This is a genomic window from Kitasatospora sp. NPDC004745, from assembly GCF_042873275.1.
Taxonomy (GTDB): domain Bacteria; phylum Actinomycetota; class Actinomycetes; order Streptomycetales; family Streptomycetaceae; genus Kitasatospora.
Map to the genome: position 1 here is coordinate 238,704 of NZ_JBIALK010000007.1, position 18,637 is coordinate 257,340.

Below are 18,637 nucleotides of genomic sequence, written 5' to 3' on the forward strand. Positions count from 1 at the left end.
ACTCGGGTAGGGTCTGAACAGCCATCCGCCGTGGTGTAATGGCAGCACAGGGCCCTTTGGAGGCCTTTGTCTGGGTTCGAATCCTAGCGGCGGAGCCTCTGCACGCCTCTGGTTCGGGTGTTCCCCCCACCCGCCGGTATTGTCGGTGCTGCTCGGCGGACTGTGCGAATGGCGACCGGCCTGGGTCCGGGCCGGGCTGCTCTGCCCTCTCTGTGAACCGACTGAGGAGCCTCCCCGCATGGGTGCCAATTCGCTTGCCGCCGTTGTCGTGCTCGCCGCCGGTGGCGGGACCCGGATGAAGTCGAACAAGCTGCCCAAGGTGCTGCACGAGGTGTGCGGCCGCTCGTTGGTGGGTCACGCGGTCTCGGCGGCCGGAGAACTGACGCCCGGGCAGCTGGTCGTGGTCGTCGGGCACCAGCGGGAGCAGGTCGAGGAGCACCTGGCGGCGCACTACGGGGGCGTGCGCACCGCCGTGCAGCACGAGCAGAACGGCACCGGGCATGCGGTGCGGACGGCGCTGGAGGCGCTGGCCGCCGACGGCGTGGTGCTGGACGGCACCGTCATCATCACGGCCGGCGACTCGCCGCTGCTGACCGGGGAGACGCTGCGCCGGCTGGCGAAGGCGCACGGCGACCAGCAGAACGGCGTCACCGTGCTGACGGCCGTCGTGCCGGAGCCCTTCGGCTACGGGCGGATCCTGCGGGACGAGGACGGCTCGGTCGCCTCGATCGTCGAGGAGCGGGACGCCACCACCACCCAGCGGAGCATCGCCGAGATCAACTCCGGCGTCTTCGCCTTCGACGCCAAGCTGCTGGCCGAGGCGCTGGCGGAGCTGACCACGGACAACTCCCAGGGCGAGGAGTACCTCACCGACACCCTGGAGATCCTGCGCAAGGCCGGGCACCGGGTCGGCGCCGTGGTCGCGGAGGACCACCGCGACATCCTGGGCATCAACGACCGGGTCCAGCTCGCGCAGGCCCGCCGGCTGCTGAACGACCGCCTGCTGGAGCGCGCGATGCGCGCCGGCGTCACCGTGCTGGACCCGGCGACCACCTGGTTCGACGTGCAGGTGACCTACGAGCCGGACGCGGTGGTGCTGCCCAACACCCAGCTGCAGGGCGCCACCCACCTGGGCGAGGGCTGCGAGGTGGGCCCGAACTCCACCCTCCGGGACACCCTGGTCGGTGCCGGCGCCCGTGTGAGCAACACCACGGCCGACCGCGCCGAGGTGGGCGAGCTGGCCACCGCCGGCCCGTACGCCTACCTGCGGCCGGGGGCGAAGCTGGCCCGCAAGGCGAAGGTCGGCACCTACGTCGAGGTGAAGAACTCCGAGCTGGGCGAGGGCGCCAAGGTGCCGCACCTCTCCTACATCGGCGACGCCACCATCGGCGAGGGCACCAACGTCGGCGCGGCCTCGGTGACCGTGAACTACGACGGCGTGAACAAGCACCGCACGGTGATCGGCGCCCACTGCCGCACCGGCTCGGACAACATGTTCATCGCCCCGGTGACCATCGGCGACGGCGCGTACACCGCGGCCGGCTCCGTCATCATCAACGACGTCCCGGCGGGTGCGCTCGGCGTGAGCCGGGCGCAGCAGCGCAACGTCGAGGGCTGGGTCGAGCGCCGGCGCCCCGGGACGGCGTCCGCCCAGGCGGCGCACGCCGCGAACGGCGGGGACGCCGAGGCCGGGGCGGACGGGTCCGCGGAGGCCTGACCGGGCCGCCGGGAGTCCGAGGGGCGGTCCCGGGGCGGACGGTTTCTGCGTGGGCGCGTAACCTTGGGGACATACGTGCGCCACTGGGCTTACCGCCCGTGTCCAGGCGTACCGACAATTCCCCGACCCCATCTGCGAGCGGGCTGCGCCTGCCCGCACGGGGTCACGGGATTCAGCGTCCGCAACGCGAGGAGACGGTGCAGTGAGCGGGATCACGACGTCGGGTGAGAAGAAGCTCAAGCTCTTCTCCGGCCGTGCCCACCCGGAGCTGGCGAGGGAGGTGGCCGCGGCGCTGGAGACCGAACTGGTCCCGACCAAGGCCCTGGACTTCGCGAACGGCGAGATCTACGTCCGCTTCCTGGAGTCGGCGCGCGGCGCGGACTGCTTCGTGATGCAGAGCCACACGGCTCCCATCAACCAGTGGATCATGGAACAGCTGATCATGATCGATGCTCTGAAGCGGGCCTCCGCCCGGAGCATCACCGCGATCCTGCCGTTCTACGGGTACGCCCGCCAGGACAAGAAGCACCTGGGCCGCGAGCCGATCTCGGCGCGCCTGGTCGCCGACCTGCTGCGCCAGGCCGGCGCCGACCGCCTGATGGCCGTGGACCTGCACACCGCGCAGATCCAGGGCTTCTTCGACGGCCCGGTGGACCACCTGTTCGCGCTGCCGATGCTGGCGGACTACGTGGGCGAGCGGGTCGACCGCGACAAGCTCACCATCGTCTCGCCGGACGCCGGCCGGGTGAAGGTCGCCGACCAGTGGTGCGACCGGCTGGACGCGCCGCTGGCGATCATCCACAAGCGCCGCGACATGACCCAGGCCAACACCATCCTGTCGGCCGAGGTCGTCGGTGACGTCAAGGACCGGGTCTGCGTCCTGGTCGACGACATGATCGACACCGCCGGCACGATCTGCGCCGCGGCCGACGCGCTCTTCGAGAACGGCGCGGCCGACGTCCTGGTGGCGGCCACCCACGGCGTGCTCTCCGGCCCGGCCGCGGACCGGCTGAAGAACTCTCGGGTCAGCGAGTTCGTCTTCACCAACACGCTGCCCACCCCGGCGCAGCTGCAGCTGGACAAGATCACCACGCTCTCCATCGCCCCGTCGATCGCGGCCGCGATCCGCGAGGTGTTCGAGGAGGGCTCGGTCACCAGCCTCTTCGAGGGCGTGCACTGACCTTCGGGGGCGTGCACCGACGACGCCCCGCGGCGGCGGCCCCGGTCCGGATCGGACCGGGGCCGCCGCCGATTTCACGGGAGGCGGCAGGAGCGGTTAGACTCGTGAAACTGCTCGGCGAGGGATGCCGTGCGCCTGCTTGCCGGGTGCCCGCTCCGTGATCGACGCGCTGCCGGCCGGATCCCGATCCGCCGGCAGAGGCCGTAACCGCCGAGTGACCCCCGAACGTACTGAGGGTGTGGTCCCGGCGGTTTTTCGCGTTGCCTGCACCCCCGCGCCAGTCTTCACGAGGAGTGCAGTCGTGTCCGAGATCCGCCTTGCCGCTGAGACCCGTTCCGAGTTCGGCAAGGGTGCCGCCCGTCGCGCCCGCCGTGCCGGCTTCGTCCCCGGTGTCGTCTACGGCCACGGCCACGCCCCGGTTCACCTGAACCTGCCCGGCCACGACCTGATGATGGCCCTGAAGACCCCGAACGCCCTGCTGGTCGTCCCGATCGAGGGCAAGGACGAGTACGTCCTCCCCAAGGCCGTCCAGCGCGAGGCCATCAAGCGCACCATCGAGCACGTCGACCTGCTCCTCGTGAAGCGCGGCGAGAAGGTCACCGTCGAGATCCCCGTCCACACCGAGGGCGAGCTGGCCCCCGGCGGCAACCTGCTCGAGCACGTCCTGCAGGCCCTGCCGATCGAGGCCGAGGCCACCCACCTGCCCGAGTCGGTCACCGTCTCGGTCGCCGGCCTCGAGGCCGGCGCCTCGGTGCTCGCCAAGGACATCACCCTGCCGGCCGGCGTCACCCTGGCCGTCGACGCCGACGCCGTCGTGCTGCAGGTCATCGCCGCCCAGGCCGCCCCGGCCGAGGAGACCGCCGAGGCCGAGGGCGCCGAGGCCTGAGCCTCGCGCTGATCGCACGGACCGCTGCCCCGGTCGCTCCCGTCGGAGCGACCGGGGCAGCGGTGCGTCCGGGAAGATGACGTCGAGCGCGAGGACGAGGAGCGAGCAATGACGGACGGGTACGAGGGCCCCTGGCTCGTGGTGGGGCTGGGCAATCCGGGCGAGCAGTACGCCCGGAACCGGCACAACATCGGGTTCATGGTGGTCGACCTGCTGGCCGAGCGGATCGGTGCCAGGTTCAAGGCGCACAAGAGCCGGGCCCAGGTGGCCGAGGGGCGGCTGGCGGGCAAGCGGGTGGTGCTGGCCAAGCCGATGTCGTTCATGAACCTCTCCGGCGGGCCGGTGACGGCGCTGCGGGACTTCTACAAGGTGCCGGCCTCGGCACTGGTCGCCGTCCACGACGAGCTGGACGTGGACTACGCGGCGCTGCGGCTCAAGCTGGGCGGCGGGGACAACGGCCACAACGGGCTGAAGTCGATCACCAAGTCGCTGGGGCCGGACTACCACCGGGTGCGCTGCGGGATCGGTCGGCCGCCCGGCCGGATGGACGTCGCGGACTTCGTGCTGAAGGACTTCTCCGCCACCGAGCGCAAGGAGCTCGAGTGGTTCGTGGACCGCTCGGCGGACGCGGTGGAGGCACTGCTCTCCGAGGGGCTGGAGCGGGCCCAGGGCACCTACAACTCCTGAGCGGGGGTCGGGGATTCGTCGAGGTACGCAACAGTCGTACAACGCTTGACGGCCAAACCTGATTAGGTGTGAGAACCCTGTGCGGGATCGGATAGCGTCGGTGACCGGTACGCGAGCGAGTCCTGGGGAGTTCTCGATGCGGAGTTTGCGTCCGGTCCGCCGACTGCGGCGGATCCGGGTGGTCCGGCTGAAGCAGCTCGGACGAAGGGTCGGTACGGCCGGTGCGCTGGGGGCGGCCGGAGTGCTGCTGTCCGGCGGTGCGCAGCTGGCGCACGCCGACCCGGTGGCGGAACCGGACCCGGGCGTCACTCCGGAACCGGCGGCGGCCCAGTTCGCGCCGGTGCTCGGCGAGTCCATGGGCCCGGACGCCGGCCTGCTCGCGGTCGGCGGCGGCCTGGTGGTCGTGGCCGGCGGTGCGGCGCTGTGGCTGAAGCGCCGCCGCGCGGGCGAGCCCGCCGAGTAGCGACGGACCGAGCAGCGACGGACCGAGCAGCGACGAACGAACGGCTTCGGGCCGGTGTCCACACCCGTGGGCGCCGGCCCTTCGTCGTCCGGTGATCCGTCAGGTGATCCGTCCGGTGATCCGTCCGGTCACCGGTCCGGTGGCCCGTCCTGTCATCCGTTTCCGGGGCCGGGGGCGTCCTGGGGGTATGAAGCGCGAATCGATGCGCCCGGGGGGCACCGGATCCGACCACTTCGACGAGTTCGTCTCGGCGCGGTACCAGGCTCTGCTGCGCGGGGCCTACCTGATCACCGGGGACGTCCACGACGCCCGGGACCTGCTGCACGACGCGCTGGCCCGGGTCTACCCGAAACGGTCGACGATCCGGGACCCGGGGGCGGCCGAGGGGTACGTCCGGACGGCGATGGTCCGCACCCACGTGTCGCGCTGGCGGCGGACCCGGCGGGAGGTGCTCACGCCCGTGCTGCCGGACGCCCCGGACACGCCGGCGGCCGAGCGGGACGAACGCCTCGCGGCGGCGCTGCGGGCGCTGCCGCCGCGTCAGCGGGCCGTGGTGGTGCTGCGCTACTACGTCGACCTGCCGGTGGCGCAGGTCGCCCAGGAGCTGGGGTGCTCGGTGGCCACGGCGAAGACGCACCTGGCGCGGGCGATGAGAGCGCTTCGCGAGGAGCTGGCACCGGCGAGGGAGATGGTGGGGCATGGCGGCTGAGCGGCAGGACGGGTTCGAGGAGGAGCTGGTCGTCCGGCTCGGGGCACGGGCCGGGGCGGTGGGCGGGATCCCGCCGCTGGCCGGGCTGCGGGAGGCCGGACGGCGGCGGGCACGGCGGCTGACCGCGCTGCGCGGGGCGGCGGCCGTGGTGGCAGTGGTGCTGGGGGTCGGGGCGCTCAGCCAGCTGGGCGGCGGCGCCGGGGCGGCACACCCCGTGGGCGGGCCGTCGAGCGGGCCCCCGTCGGGCGCGGCGACCGGCGCGGCGGACGGGGGGGACTGGGCGGCGGCGGGCCCGATCTACGGGTGCACGGCCGGTCCGACCTCGCTGCGGACGCCGGGCTGGACGCCGCCGCGGCCGCCCGCGGGGCAGGGTTCACCGGGGTCGTCGGCGTCCTCGGGCGGGCCCTCGGGCTTCCCGTCGGGCCTGCCGTCCACGGGCCTGCCCTCGACGGGGGCGTCCTCGTCCGGGGTGCCGTTCACGGGTGCGCCCTCGTCCGGCCTGCCGTCCACCGGGGCGCCCTCGTCCGGGGCGCCGTCCTCGGGGATGCCGTTCACCGGGTTGCCGACCGGCCGGACCTGGACCTTCGGCACGGTCACCTCCGAGCCCTCGGGGCACGCGTCGCCGGCCTTCCGGCCGGTGGGCGGCTTCCCGATCGACCCGGACCTCTTCCAGGCGGCCCGGGCGGTCGCGGAGCTGGCCGTCGGCCCGTACCGGGACCAGTACTTCGGCGCCTGCAGCGACCAGGCCACCCACACGCTCTACGTGATGCGCAAGCCCGGGAGCGACTTCGACCGGGCCGCGCGGGCCCGGGTGGACGCGACGAAGGTGCGGCTGGAGTTCCGGGACGCCGTCGGCACCAGGGCGGAGCTGTCCGCGCTGGCGCAGCGCATCACCGAGGAGGGCACCGGCTACTGGAAGGACCGCGGGGTGGAGATCGTCTCGACCCAGGTCTGCAACGACGGTGCCGGCGTGCGGGTGGACGTCGCGCGGCCGGAGAGTGCCCGGGCCGACATCCTCGCCCGGTACGGCTCGCGGGTGGCCGAGGTCGTCCTGACGGGCTGACGGGCGGTTCGGAACGACGCAGGGGCCGCCGGCACCGTGCCGGCGGCCCCTGCGTCGTGCCCGTCGTCAGCCGGTGTTGCGCAGGCCGGCGGCGATGCCGTTGACGGTGAGCAGCAGCGCGCGGGCGCGCAGCGGGTCCTCGGTGCGGCCGGCCGCGACCTCCTCGCGCTGGCGGCGCAGCAGCGCGACCTGGAGGTAGGAGATCGGGTCGAGGTAGGCGTCGCGGACGGTGAAGGTCTGCTTGAGCACCGGGTTGTGCTCCAGCAGCTCGCCCTCGCCGGTGAGCCGGAGCACCTCGCGCAGGGTGAGCTCGTGCTCGGCGACGATCTGGTCGAAGACGTGGTGCAGCTCGGCGGGCACCAGCTGCTCGACGTAGTGGCGGGCGATCCGCAGGTCGGTCTTGGCCAGCGTCATGGCGACGTTGGACAGGAAGTTGCGGAAGAAGTGCCACTGGCCGTACATCTCGTCGAGCACGTCGCCGAGGCCGGCCGCGCGGGCCGCGGCGAGGCCGGAGCCGACGCCGAACCAGCCGGGGACGATCTGGCGGGACTGCGTCCAGCCGAAGACCCACGGGATGGCCCGCAGGCCGTCGAGGCCGGCGCCGGAGTCGGGGCGGCGGGACGGGCGGGAGCCCAGGTGCAGCGAGGCCAGCTGGTCGACCGGGGTGGCCGCGAAGAAGTACTTCGGCAGGTCGTCCTGCTCGACCAGGGTGCGGTAGGCGGTGTGGGCGGCCTCGGAGACCTGGTCCATCGCGGCGTCCCAGCGGGCCAGTTCCTCGGGGGCCTGGCGCGGGGCGGTGTGCAGCGCGGAGGCGGAGAGGGTGGCGGAGATGGTCAGCTCCAGGTTCTCCCGGGCGAGGGAGGGGAGCAGGTACTTGTCGGAGATGACCTCGCCCTGCTCGGTGACCTTGATCTCGCCCTCCAGGGTGCCCCAGGGCTGGGCCAGGATGGCCTCGTGCGAGGGGCCGCCGCCGCGGCCGACGGTGCCGCCGCGGCCGTGGAAGAGGCGCAGCCGGATGCCGTAGCGGTGGGCGACGTCGCGCAGCCGGCGCTGGGCGCGGTGGATCTCCCACTGGGAGGTGGTGATGCCGCCGAACTTGGAGGAGTCGGAGTAGCCGAGCATGACCTCCTGGACGTCGCCGCGCAGCGAGACGAGCAGCCGGTAGGAGGGGTCCGACAGCATCTCGTCGAGGATGAGGTCGGCCTTCTGGAGCTCCTCGGTGGTCTCCAGCAGCGGCACGATGCCGATCTTGGCGATGCCGGCGTGCAGGTCGACCAGGCCGGCCTCGCGGGCCAGCACGGTGGCGGCGAAGACGTCGTCGGCGCCCTGGCACATCGAGATGATGTAGCTCTCGACGATCTCGTCGCCGAAGCGCTCGAAGCCCTCGCGGATGGTGTTGAAGACGCCGAGGGTCTTGGTGCCGGCGGCGTCCAGCGGGGCCGGGGTGGGGGCGAGCGGACGGCGCGAGCGGAGCTCCTTGGCGAGCAGCTTCTGCCGGTACTCGCGCGGCATGTCCGCGTAGCGCCAGGCCTCCTCGCCGAGGCGGTCGAAGAGCTGGCCGAGGGCGTGGTGGTGGGCCTCGGCGTGCTCGCGGACGTCCATGGTGGCGAGCTGCAGGCCGAAGGCCTCGATGGTGCGGATCGCGCGGGCGAGCCGGCCGTCGGCGATGAGTTCGCCGCGGTGGGCGCGCAGGGAGTCCTGGATGAGCCGCAGGTCGGTGATGAGTTCGCGGGTGCCGAGGTAGTCGCGGCCCTGGACGTGCGGGGTGCCCTGGGCGAGGCGCTCGCGGGTGTTCTCCAGCTTGAGCCGGACGCAGGTGGCCTTCAGCCGGTAGGGCTCCTCGGCGTTCATCCGCTTGTAGCGGGGGCTGAGTTCGGGGAGCCGGTGCAGGTCGTCGTTGAGCGAGGCGAGCAGTTCGACGGAGGCGCCGGCCAGCCGCTCGGAGGTGGAGAGGGTGCCGCGCAGGTCGTCGACGGCGGCCAGGGCGTCCATGATGCCGTACTCGTGCTGGAGGTTGAGGACGTCCCAGGTGACCTGCGGGGTGACGTTGGGGTTGCCGTCGCGGTCGCCGCCGATCCAGGTGCCGAAGGTGAGCGGGCGGACGCCCTCGGGCAGGGTCAGGCCGACCCGGCCGAGCTCCTCGTGCAGCTCCTCCAGGACCTCCGGGACGGCGTCGCGGTAGAGCTCGTCCAGGTAGTAGACGGCGTTGCGGGCCTCGTCGGTGGGCTCGGGGCGGGCGATGCGGAGCTCGTCGGTCTGCCAGAGCAGGTCGATGACCTCGGCGAGCCGGCGGTCGGCCTGGCGGCGGGCGCTGGTGGTGCGGGCGCGGTCGGCGTGGGAGAGGCCGGCGGCGATCTCCTCGCGGTGGATGCGGTCGAGGAGTTCGCCGATGCGGCGCAGCTTGTTGAGGACGCTGCGGCGGGCGGCCTCGGTCGGGTGCGCGGTGAAGACCGGGCGGACCGCGAGGTGGGCGAGGGTGTCCTCGAGGTGCTTGGGGTCCGCGTCGGCGAGCTGGTCGGCGGTCTGGGCGAGCAGGGAGCCTTCCCGGGCGCGGCGGGTGGCGAACTCGCGGCCGCGGTGCACCTGCTCGGTGACGTTGGCGAGGTGGAAGTACGTGGAGAACGCGCGGACCAGCTTGGCCGCGGTGTCCAGGTCGATGTCGGAGAGCAGTTCGGCGGTGGCCTCGCCGTCGGTGCGGCTGAGCAGGCGGACCTGTTCGACCAGGCCCAGCAGCTGGGGGCCCTCCTGGCGGACCAGCGTCTCGCCGAGCAGGTCGCCGAGGCGGCGGATGTCCGCACGCAGGGCCGAGTTGTCGGCGACTGGGCCGGCGGCGCCGACGGTGGGGCTGTCCGCCGGAGTGGGGACCGGAGCGGTCACGGCTGGCTCCCTGAGGTGGTGGGGTTCGGCAACGGCTCATCGTCAGGAGTCCCGTCCGCGTGGGGCGGGTGTGACGCGTGCGGACCGCGCTGTCCGACGCGACCAGCATAGGTGTCGGGGCGGTCGCTGTCCGCGAGGTGGCCGGATGGCGGACAGTCTCACCGAAATCGACCTGTGGTCTGGACCACTGAAGGGCTCGGTCGGGTGTCGGGGAGAATCCCGGTGGGGAGGGGACGGGGTTGCCGCTTAGGCTGTCGGCCATGAGCAAGTCGCCTGGGGAGCGCGCGCCGGTCCGGTCGTTCTGGTGGTGGAAGCGGCCGCGCAGCGCCCTCCTGGACATCGGGCTGGCGGTGCTCGCGGCGCTGGAGTGCGCGCTGAGCACGATCGCCTTCCTCTCCGCCCGGGTGCACCTGAGCTCCACGGCCGTGGCCGGCCTCGCACTGCTCGGCGCGCTGGCGGGCGGATCGCTGGTGCTGCGCCGCCGCTGGCCGGCCGTCCCGGTGCTGGTGACCCTGGTGGCGATGCCCGGGATGCTCGGCGTGCTGCTGCTGGTGGTGTCGCTGTACACCCTGGCGGAGACCTGGGAGTGGCCCTCGCGCCGCTGGCGGGTGGTGTCGCTGTCCGCGCTGGCCTTCGCCGAGGCCGTCGCCGTGATGATGGTCTCGATGCTCACGCCCGGCGACGCCGTGGTGGAGGAGCCGCCGCTCTGGGGGCAGGTGCTGATAGCCGTCCTGGTCGCCGTCGGCCTGACCGTCCCGCCGGTGGTGACCGGCCTGTACGTGGGCGCGCGGCGACGGCTGATCGACTCGCTGAAGGACCGCGCGCACGGCCTCGAGGCCGAGCTGGACCTACTGGCCGAGCAGGCCCAGGAACGCGCCCGCCGGGCCCGGCTGGAGGAGCGCACCCGGATCGCCCGGGAGATGCACGACGTGGTGGCGCACCGGGTGTCCCTGATGGTGGTGCACGCGGGGGCGCTGGAGCGGATCGCGGCCAAGGACCCGCAGAAGGCGGCGCAGAGCGCCAAGCTGATGGGCGAGGTCGGCCGGCAGGCGCTGAACGAGCTCCGGGAGATCCTCGGCGTGCTGCGGATGGACGACGAGCGGCCGCCGGAGCCGGACTCGCTGGCCGGGCTGCCGCGGTTGGTCGACCAGTCGCGGGCGGCCGGCATGGCGGTGACGCTGACCGTCAGCGGCAGCCGTCAGGAGTTCACCGGCGAGGCCGAGCAGACGGCCTACCGGGTCGTCCAGGAGGGCCTGACCAACGCGCACAAGCACGCCGGCGGCGCCCAGGTGTCGGTGCTCCTCGCCTACGCGCCGAACGGGGTGCGGGTCAGCGTGGTGAACGCCTGCCCGGGCGGTGCCGGGGGCGGGGCGGAGCTGCCCAGCGGTGGCAACGGGCTGGTCGGGATGCGGGAGCGGGTGATCGCGCTGGGCGGCACCTTCTCGTCCGGTCCGGAGGCGGACGGCGGGTTCCGGGTGGAGGCGGTCCTGCCGTCCCGGCTGGCCGTCCGGGCCGAGCCGCTGCGCTGACGGGGGCTCGGACCGCCTCTCCCCGGCGGGCGTTGCGCGGAAGGTGCGCCGGACGCGGCCAAGCCGCGCTCTAGACCTCGTCGGCGGTGCGCAGTCGTTCCGGGGCGGTGCCGAGCACGAGCGCGGTGATCGCCTGGTCGATGCCGTGGCCGAGGAACCACTCGCCGGTGTGGTCCAGGCTGTAGACCCGGCCCTCCTCGTCGACGGCCAGCAGCGCCTGTCCGTGGGCCTCCTCGCCGAGCGGGGCCAGTTGGGCCCCCAGGGCGCGGCCGAGGTCGAGCAGGGTCCGCGGCTGGTGCAGCCCGCGCAGCGGGTCGATCAGGAACGGGGTGCGGGCCAGCTGGCGGCCCGGGCCGGACAGGTCGAAGGCGAGGCCGCCGAACTCGGCCCAGGCCTCCACCGCCGCCGGGAACACCGCGTGCCGCGGGCCGGCCGGCCCGCCGTGCCCGACCAGGGCGTCGGCCCACTCCTCGGCCTGCTGGATCTGCCAGCGGCCGGGGTGCCAGCCGGCCGCCTTGAGCTCGGCGGCGACGTCGGCGGGGAAGCGCGGGCGGGTCCGCCCGGCGGTTCCCGCGGCGAGGGTGGCCGGCGGGGGCGGGGGCGGGCTGGGCGGGTTCAGGGCGGACTCCTGGGGTCGGGGACAGGGGCGTGCGGGGGCGCGGTCAGGGCGCGGGCGGCCCGACGGCGACGCTCTGCACGGTGAAGTGCTCCAGCATCGGCGTGCAGGAGCGGCACGGCGGGGCGTGCGTGCCGTGCGCCGGATCCCCCTCCTCGCGGATGCGGACGGTCGTCATCCGGGAGCCCTTGAGCGCCTTGCGGGCGTCCTGAAGGCTCATCGGCTTGCGGGCGGCGCGCTTGGAGCGCCGGCCGTCGACCGCGGTCAGGTACTGGGAGAGCAGGACGGCCTCCGGGCAGCGCCCGGTGAACCGCTCGCGCGCCTCGACCGGCAGGGTGTCCAGGAAACCGCCGACCAGGTGGTGCAGCACCGGCCGCCGGTCGGCCTTGTCGCCCGCCAGGGTGTGCACCTCGCCGCCCTTGAGCGAGAGCGCGGCGGCGACGGCGGGCAGCAGGCTGTCGCGGTGGTGGCGCAGCACGGGCGGGCCCGCGGGCTCACCGGTGGTCATGCGTCGTCCTCCTCCTCGTTCCCGCTGGCGTCAGGACCGGTGGGGGCCGGTCCGGGGCAAGCCTGTCAAATGACACCGACATCCGTACAACCGGGGTGCGGGGTCGTCGAACGGGCGTGCGGGACGGGCCGGGTGGTCACCCGATCATCGCCGGACCGCGGCCGGATCCGCACGGGACCATCACGACTTGTCCGCTGATTTCCCGAAACCGCCGTCCGGCCCCGGCGGCGGCCGGTACCGTTCCGGCAGCGGGCCCAGGGGGCGCTCGGGCCGGCGCTGTGCCCGGCCGCGTCCGGGGCCGGATCCGGTGCGCGGAAAGGCCGTTGGGGCCGCCCGGGCGGGCCGTCACCCGATCCGCGTCGGCGCGCGGCAGTGCGTGCGAGCGCCCCCGAACAGGACGCCGGGGCGCCGCCGGGCGCGCTCGCGCCGCCGCCCGTGCACCCCGCGGGCCGTCCACCCCGCGGGCCGTCCACCCCGCCGCCCGTCCACCCCGCGGGCCGGTTCGCCTCGTCAGGGCGCCGCCGGAAGCTGTCCGGGGCGCGTCGGTCGGTGGAGGGCGCGCCCCGGCCCCCGTGCGCCCGGCCCGCCCCGCCCGGGGAGCCCGGAGGCCCCGGCCTCGCCCGCCAGCGGGGGGTTTGACGGCGGGCCCTAGGCTGGTGCCCAGCAAGCGCACCGAGAATTTGCAGCAGCCAGTGGGGGCTCCCAGATGACGACAGGTCGGCCCGGCGTCACCGCCGCACCGAACGCGGCGTACGCAGGTCAGGTGGTGCAGTTCCCGGACCCGGTCCGGGCCGAGCGGCACCCCGCCGGGGTCAGGGTGGACGAGCACGGCTACCCGGACTTCGGCCCGTACGCGGCCGCCGCGGCCGAGGTCGCCGATCCGCCGGACGGCTTCGGCGTGGACGAGCTGCGGCTGACCGACTACGTGTCGGCGAACGCCGCGCTGTTCACCCAGGGCCACCCGCTCTGGGCCGACCTGGACACCGCCGTCGCCACCCCGCCCGGCTGGACCTGGCACCACGCGGTCGGCCGGGCCACCCCCGGCTGGCGGCGGATGGAGCTCGTCCCGGTCGAGGTCAAGGCGCTGCTGCGGCACCACGGCGGACTGAGCACCTCCGGTGCCGACCACACCCGGCGCGGCACCCGCCCGCTGCAGGAGCGCCGCCCGGTGCACTTCTCGCTGGCCAAGGACGGCAGCGACCCGATCGGCGTCCCCGAGGACCTGGTGCAGAACGCCGAGGAGCGGCTCGGCTACCGGCTGCCCGGCGCCTACCGGACGTTCCTCAAGCTGGCCGGCGGCCGCGGCCCGGTCGGCGTCGCGCTGGACACCGAGCTCGGCATGCTGCTCGACCAGCCGTTCCTCACGCTCACCGAGGAGTACGGCACCGAGGACGTCGTGTACGCCAACAAGTGCCTGCGCGACCACCTCACCAAGGACTACCTGGGCATCGCCTACGCGCAGGGCGGCCTGATCGCGCTCAAGGTCCGCGGGGACCGGATCGGCTCGGTCTGGTTCCACCTGTACGACGACGCCCGCGACACCGGCGCCGCGGAGAGCCCGGAGGACCGCTGCGCCCGGCTGCTGCTGCCCTGCGGCGAGGACTTCGACGCCTTCCTGCTGCGGCTGGCCGGCAGCCCGCCGGAGCTGGAGACGGTCGCGGAGCTGATGGTGGACGGCGGGTTCGCCCGGGCCGTCCCGGTGGGCTGACGTGGTCGCGGTGGTGGAACGAGCGGGGACGACGAGGATGGGGACAGGGGTGAACCGGGCGTGGTGACGTACGCGCAGGCGCAGGAGCTCGCCGAGGAGTGGATCAACGGCGGGGTGCCGCGGGCGCAGCAGCGCGAGGTGCGGGTCCGCGAGTTCGACCTGGGCTTCGTCTGCTGGGCGGTGCCGCCCGCGGGGGCGGACGGTCCGTCGGGTGCGGCGGACGGCACGGCCGGACCGGCCGGGTCGTCCGGTGAGGCGCGGCTGGTGATCGCCCGGGACTCCGGCGCCAGCACGCTCTGGCCGGCGCTGCCCGTCAACGAGGTGGTCCGACAGTACGAGGAGCTCTACGGGCGGCCGGTCGCGGCCAACCCGGCGGGGGCGGCCAAGCCCGCGCCCGGGCCGGTCGAGGCGACGTCCTTCCTGCTCAGCCCGCCGCAGTGGCTGCAGGAGGCGGGGGCCGCGGCGATCGCGGCCGAGGCGGAACGGCTGGGGGCGGCCGGTGCCCCGGCACCCGCCGCCGCACCCGCGCCGGCGCCCGCACCCGAACCCGCCGTCGTGCCTGCGCCCGTACCCTCGCCGGTGCCCGCCCCGGCCACGCCCGCCGGCCCGCCGGTGCCGGCCGTGCTGACCGCGCCGCCGGTCTCCGACCGGCCCGCCGGGGACGCGCCGACCATGCTCGCCCCGCCGCCCGGCCACGACGAGCCCGCCGCCCCGCCGCAGGCCCCCGCGGCCGCTCCGGCGCCGGGCGCCCCGGTGCCGCCGCCCGGTGCCGAGGCGGCCACCGTCCTGATGCCCGAGGGGCTGCGGATCACCGGCTCCGACCGGCCGGAGGCCCCCGTGCCGACCGGCGCCGAGGCCGCGACCATGCTGATGCCGCCGGAGGGCGGCTACGGCGTGCCGCCCGTCCCGGCGCCCACGCCCGCCGCGCCGCAGCCGCAGCCGCAGCCGCCGGCGCCCGCGCCCGCCGCCGAGCCGGCTCCGACGCTGCTCGCGTCGCCGGACGCCATGGCGGGCCTGCTGGGCCTGCCCGGTGCCCCGGCCGCCCCGGCCGCGCCCGTGGAACAGGCGGCGACCATGCTCGCCACGCCCGGCGGCGTGCCCGGTGCCCCGGCCGCGCCCGCCGCACCGGTGGAGCACGCGGCGACCATGCTCGCCACGCCCGGTTCGCTGCCCGGACTCGCCGGTCTGCCCGGTGCCCCGGCCCCCGGCACCCCGGCCGGCGGGACGCCCGCGCCCCCGGCGGGCGGGGTGCCGCAGGGCGGCCGCGGCCCCGGTTCGGCCCCGCCGCCGCCCCCGCCGGCCGCGCTGCGCGGCGGTGCCCCGGGCCAGGGCGGCTCGCACGGCGTCTCGCTCGGCCGCAACCCGGGCTCGGCCCCGCCGCCGCCCCCGCCCGCCGGGCTGCGGCAGACCCCGGGCGCCGGCGCGCCCGCCGCCGCCCCCGGCGGCCGCGGAGCCGCCTCGGCCCCGCCGCCCCCGCCCCCGGCGGGTCTGCGCGGTGCGGAGGCCCCGCCGGCCGCCCCGGCCCCGCAGGGCACCCCCGCGGGCGGCGTGGCGTACGAGGCGACCCAGCTGGCCGGTGCGATCGACCCGGCCCTGCTGGCCGCTGCCCCGGCTGACCCGGGGACCCCGCCGTCCGGCGGTCCCGCCGTCCCGCCGCCGCCCGGCGGCCCGGCGGCCCCCGCCGCGCCCGCGGCCGGCTACGGCTACCCGAACCCGGCCGGGGCCGTCCCGCCGGCGGCGCCGGTGCCCGGCCCGTCCGCGACCGCCGTGCCGCCCGGGGTTCCGACGGTCGGCCCCGGCTACTTCGCCGCGCTCAGCTACCGGGGCCCGGACGGCTCCGAGCAGAAGCTGCTGCACCGCAGCGAGCCCGGCACGCCGCACCCGGAGTGGAAGATCCTGCAGGACCTGCGGCGGCTGAACGTGCCGCCGGAGCAGGTGCTGGAGCTGTACACCGAGCTGGAGTCCTGCGACCTGCCGGGCGGCTACTGCAACCGCATGATCGCCGCCTCCTGGCCGAACGTGCGGCTCACCCACACCGCCGCGTACGGCCGTGACCACGCCTCCCGGCAGGCCGGCATGGCCGAGCTGCTGGACCACCTGGACGAGCTGCACCAGCTGGCGTCCGGCGCCCAGCGGGTCCGCCCGTCGCGGGTGCCGCTGCCCGCGCCCGGGACGGTCCAGCCGCTGCCGCCGCTCCCGCCGCAGCAGCTCGCCCAGGAACTCGGGACGGCCTTCGGCCAGAACGTGTTCCGCTACGAGCAGCGCGCCGTCTCCCGCCAGGGCGTGCCCGAGCCGGTGTCGCAGTCCCTGATGTGGGCCGGTCTGCCGCGCGACTTCGGGCCGTTCTTCTGGGCCCAGGCGCAGGAGGGCCGGCCGATCCCGACGCTCGCCGAGCTGGCCGCCGAACGCGGTCTGCCCGCGGCCCCGGACTTCGGTGGCTACCTGGTGCTCGGCAACGACTACGGCCGCCAGCTCTGCGTCCAGTACGGCACCGCGCACGTGGTCGCCGTGGACGTCGACGGAACCGGGCAGCCGCCCCGGTTCGTCAACAGTGGTGTACCGGAGTTCGTCCGCTCGATGGCTTTGCTGGGCCGGATGTGGCGGCTGCGGTACGGGCTGACGCCGGACCAGGCAGGTCGTTGGACGACCGACTTCCAGGCCCAGCTCGCCGCGATCGACCCGGCGGCCCTGCAGACCGCGGACACCTGGTGGGCCGTGCTGCTGGAGCAGTTCTGGGACGGCCTGCTGTAGCGGGTCGTCGCCGATCCTCGCAGGTGGGGAGGGGTCGTTCCGGTGTCCGGAACGACCCCTTCGGCATGCCGCCGCGGCTCTGCCTCGTTGGGGTTTCGCCCAGATCTGCGCAAAATAGGTCAAGAGGATGGGTCTACTCGTCCGGTCCTCGACACATTCCGGTCCGCCTGACGACCGGATCCGGACCGGATCGCAGAACCGGTTCCGGATCCGCCCGTTCCGTCCGATCATGGGCTCCGCAGCCCGCGACACGAGGGGAAGAGCCCATGAGCGACGCCGTCCCCCAGCACGGCTTCACCGCTGCCCGGCGCGGCTACGCGCCCGAGCAGGTCGACCGAACGCTGGCCGCGCTGACGGCCCAGCGCGACGAGGCGTGGGAGCGGCTCAGCGTGCTCGGCGCCGGGATCCGGCAGATGGAGGCCCGACTGGCCGACGTCCGCCGGGCCGCCGAGGAGGCTCCGGAACCCGACTACGAGGTGCTCAGCGAGCAGGCCGCCGGACTGGCCGCGATGGCCGGCAACGAGGCGCGCGCCATCCGGGAGAAGGCCGAGCGCTTCGCCGAGGACCTCCGCGACGAGGTCTACGACGCCGGCCAGGAGCTCGACCGGGTCGCCAAGGAGTACAGCGCCACCACCCGCGCCGAGGCCGACCAGGCCGCCCGGCGCACCGACGAGCGCACCCGCGCCGAGGCCGAGGGCATCCGGGCCGAGGCCGACCGGGAGAGCCGCACCGCCCGCGACGCCGCCACCGCCTACGCCGCCAAGGTGCGGGTGGCCGCCGCCGAGGCCGGCGAGCAGGCCGAGGCCAAGCTCGCCGAACTGCGCCGGAAGGCCGACGAGACCTTCGCCCAGGCGCAGGCCAGGGCCGACGCCGAGGACGCCGAGGTCTCCTCGACCGCCGAGCGCCGGGTCAAGGAGGCCGAGCAGCACCGGGAGACGGTGCTCGGCCGGATCAAGCAGCTGGAGACCGACGCCCAGGCCAAGGCCGACCAGCTGGTCGAGCAGGCCCGCCGGGAGGCGGAGCGGATCAACGCGGCGAGCGAGCGCGAGCAGCGCGAGTTCGACAACCGGCTGGAGACCGTCCAGCAGCACCTCGACCACATCAAGGCCACCCTCGCCTCGCTCACCGGCGCGGCGGTGGGCGCCATCGAGCCCGAGCCGCCGGCCGCCGCGCCGACCGGACCGGTGGACGGGGTCGCGGACGCCGTCGCCGACGCGGTGCCCGTCGACCCGGAGGCGGACACCGGCGAGATCGCGGTGGCCGGCCTCCGGAAGGCCGTCGTGCCGGCCGGGCCCTCGCAGACCGGCGCGGAGCAGACCGGCGCGGAGCAGACCGGCGCGGAGCAGACCGGCGCGGAGCAGGCCGGAGCAGCCGGGCGGGAGAAGGCGACGGCGGTGCTGCGGATGCCGGTGGTCGGCTCCCCCGCGGGTTCCTCGGCGACGGCGTCCTCCGCCGCGTCCTCCGCGGGCCGGGCGCCCGCCGCCGTGGTGACCGGGCCGGTCGAACCGTCCTCGGTGCCGCCGAGGCCGGCCGCGCCGCCGGAGGCCGCCGCCGCGGAGGAGGGCGAGGGAGCCGACGCGGAGCCGCAGGACGAGACCCGGATCATCCCGAAGATCGTCATCGTGGACGACGGCAGCGGCTACGCGACTCCGAACACGGTGAGCTACCGCCGGCGCTGACCCGCCGCACGGACCGGCCGGCAGGGCGGTCGCGTCGTCCGGCGGCCGTGCGGGCCGCAGGCCGTCCGTCGCCCGCGGCACCGGCACCGGGCGACGGACGTCCGCCGGCCCGGGGCACCGCCGCGGGAGGGCCCGGGAAAGAGTGAGGCCGAGACCCGTGGCGCCCTCCAGGAAAGGGCGCCACGGTTCCCGGCGGTTGGGCGGGCGCCCCCACCCAGGGTCGCCCGGCCTCGCACCTCCGACCCCCATCGGGGGTGCGACAGT

At 75.2% G+C, this 18,637-nt stretch carries 15 protein-coding genes and 1 tRNA gene; 12 read left to right on the forward strand and 4 right to left on the reverse strand.

Annotation, left to right across the window (positions count from 1 at the left end):
• The first annotated feature begins 24 nt into the window (after positions 1-24).
• From ACFYUY_RS15885 to ACFYUY_RS15915, 7 genes are all read left to right on the forward strand, one after another.
• A tRNA-Gln gene (locus tag ACFYUY_RS15885) sits at positions 25-95 on the forward strand.
• Between the two features lie 143 nt (positions 96-238).
• Positions 239-1,717, forward strand: coding sequence for a bifunctional UDP-N-acetylglucosamine diphosphorylase/glucosamine-1-phosphate N-acetyltransferase GlmU (glmU, locus tag ACFYUY_RS15890; protein WP_360222369.1), 1,479 nt, complete (start codon positions 239-241; stop codon positions 1,715-1,717).
• Between the two features lie 202 nt (positions 1,718-1,919).
• On the forward strand, positions 1,920-2,897 hold the full coding sequence (locus ACFYUY_RS15895; protein WP_360222372.1) for a ribose-phosphate diphosphokinase: 978 nt from the start codon (positions 1,920-1,922) through the stop codon (positions 2,895-2,897).
• A gap of 301 nt (positions 2,898-3,198) precedes the next feature.
• A complete protein-coding gene (locus ACFYUY_RS15900) occupies positions 3,199-3,783 on the forward strand; it encodes a 50S ribosomal protein L25/general stress protein Ctc (protein ID WP_360222375.1) in 585 nt (194 codons plus the stop codon).
• 108 nt (positions 3,784-3,891) lie between these two features.
• Entirely contained in the window at positions 3,892-4,470 is a 579-nt protein-coding gene (pth, locus tag ACFYUY_RS15905) for an aminoacyl-tRNA hydrolase (RefSeq protein ID WP_387901006.1), read from the forward strand.
• 136 nt (positions 4,471-4,606) lie between these two features.
• On the forward strand, positions 4,607-4,933 hold the full coding sequence (locus ACFYUY_RS15910) for a hypothetical protein (protein WP_360222381.1): 327 nt from the start codon (positions 4,607-4,609) through the stop codon (positions 4,931-4,933).
• A gap of 187 nt (positions 4,934-5,120) precedes the next feature.
• The gene (locus ACFYUY_RS15915; RefSeq protein WP_360222384.1) at positions 5,121-5,642 is read left to right on the forward strand and encodes a SigE family RNA polymerase sigma factor; all 522 of its coding nucleotides are present in this window, start codon (positions 5,121-5,123) and stop codon (positions 5,640-5,642) included.
• A gap of 297 nt (positions 5,643-5,939) precedes the next feature.
• On the opposite strand, the gene ACFYUY_RS15920 is transcribed toward ACFYUY_RS15915, so the two are convergent.
• The gene (locus ACFYUY_RS15920) at positions 5,940-6,239 is read right to left on the reverse strand and encodes a hypothetical protein (protein WP_387901009.1); all 300 of its coding nucleotides are present in this window, start codon (positions 6,237-6,239) and stop codon (positions 5,940-5,942) included.
• A 40-nt stretch (positions 6,240-6,279) separates the two neighbouring features.
• Here ACFYUY_RS15920 and ACFYUY_RS15925 point away from each other — a divergent pair, with 40 nt between their 5' ends.
• Positions 6,280-6,705: a hypothetical protein gene (locus ACFYUY_RS15925; protein WP_360222390.1), complete on the forward strand. Its 426-nt coding sequence runs from the start codon at positions 6,280-6,282 to the stop codon at positions 6,703-6,705.
• A gap of 66 nt (positions 6,706-6,771) precedes the next feature.
• On the opposite strand, the gene ppc is transcribed toward ACFYUY_RS15925, so the two are convergent.
• Entirely contained in the window at positions 6,772-9,582 is a 2,811-nt protein-coding gene (gene ppc, locus ACFYUY_RS15930; protein ID WP_387901012.1) for a phosphoenolpyruvate carboxylase, read from the reverse strand.
• A 260-nt stretch (positions 9,583-9,842) separates the two neighbouring features.
• Between ppc and ACFYUY_RS15935 the strand changes: the two genes are divergently transcribed.
• Entirely contained in the window at positions 9,843-11,111 is a 1,269-nt protein-coding gene (locus ACFYUY_RS15935) for a histidine kinase (RefSeq protein WP_360221391.1), read from the forward strand.
• 70 nt (positions 11,112-11,181) lie between these two features.
• Here the strand turns inward: ACFYUY_RS15935 and ACFYUY_RS15940 are convergent, their stop codons facing one another.
• Positions 11,182-11,730, reverse strand: coding sequence for an SUKH-3 domain-containing protein (locus ACFYUY_RS15940; protein ID WP_387901056.1), 549 nt, complete (start codon positions 11,728-11,730; stop codon positions 11,182-11,184).
• Between the two features lie 43 nt (positions 11,731-11,773).
• Positions 11,774-12,235 carry a YwqJ-related putative deaminase gene (locus ACFYUY_RS15945; protein WP_360221388.1) on the reverse strand — a complete coding sequence of 154 codons (462 nt, stop codon included), beginning with the start codon at positions 12,233-12,235 and terminating at the stop codon, positions 11,774-11,776.
• A 706-nt stretch (positions 12,236-12,941) separates the two neighbouring features.
• On the opposite strand from ACFYUY_RS15945, the gene ACFYUY_RS15950 reads away from it, so the two are divergent.
• From ACFYUY_RS15950 to ACFYUY_RS15960, 3 genes are all read left to right on the forward strand, one after another.
• Positions 12,942-13,943 carry an SMI1/KNR4 family protein gene (locus ACFYUY_RS15950; protein WP_387901016.1) on the forward strand — a complete coding sequence of 334 codons (1,002 nt, stop codon included), beginning with the start codon at positions 12,942-12,944 and terminating at the stop codon, positions 13,941-13,943.
• A 60-nt stretch (positions 13,944-14,003) separates the two neighbouring features.
• Positions 14,004-16,694, forward strand: coding sequence for an SUKH-4 family immunity protein (locus ACFYUY_RS15955; protein WP_387901019.1), 2,691 nt, complete (start codon positions 14,004-14,006; stop codon positions 16,692-16,694).
• A gap of 266 nt (positions 16,695-16,960) precedes the next feature.
• Positions 16,961-18,373, forward strand: a complete 1,413-nt coding sequence (locus ACFYUY_RS15960; RefSeq protein ID WP_387901022.1) for a hypothetical protein — start codon at positions 16,961-16,963, stop codon at positions 18,371-18,373.
• Positions 18,374-18,637 lie beyond the last annotated feature (264 nt).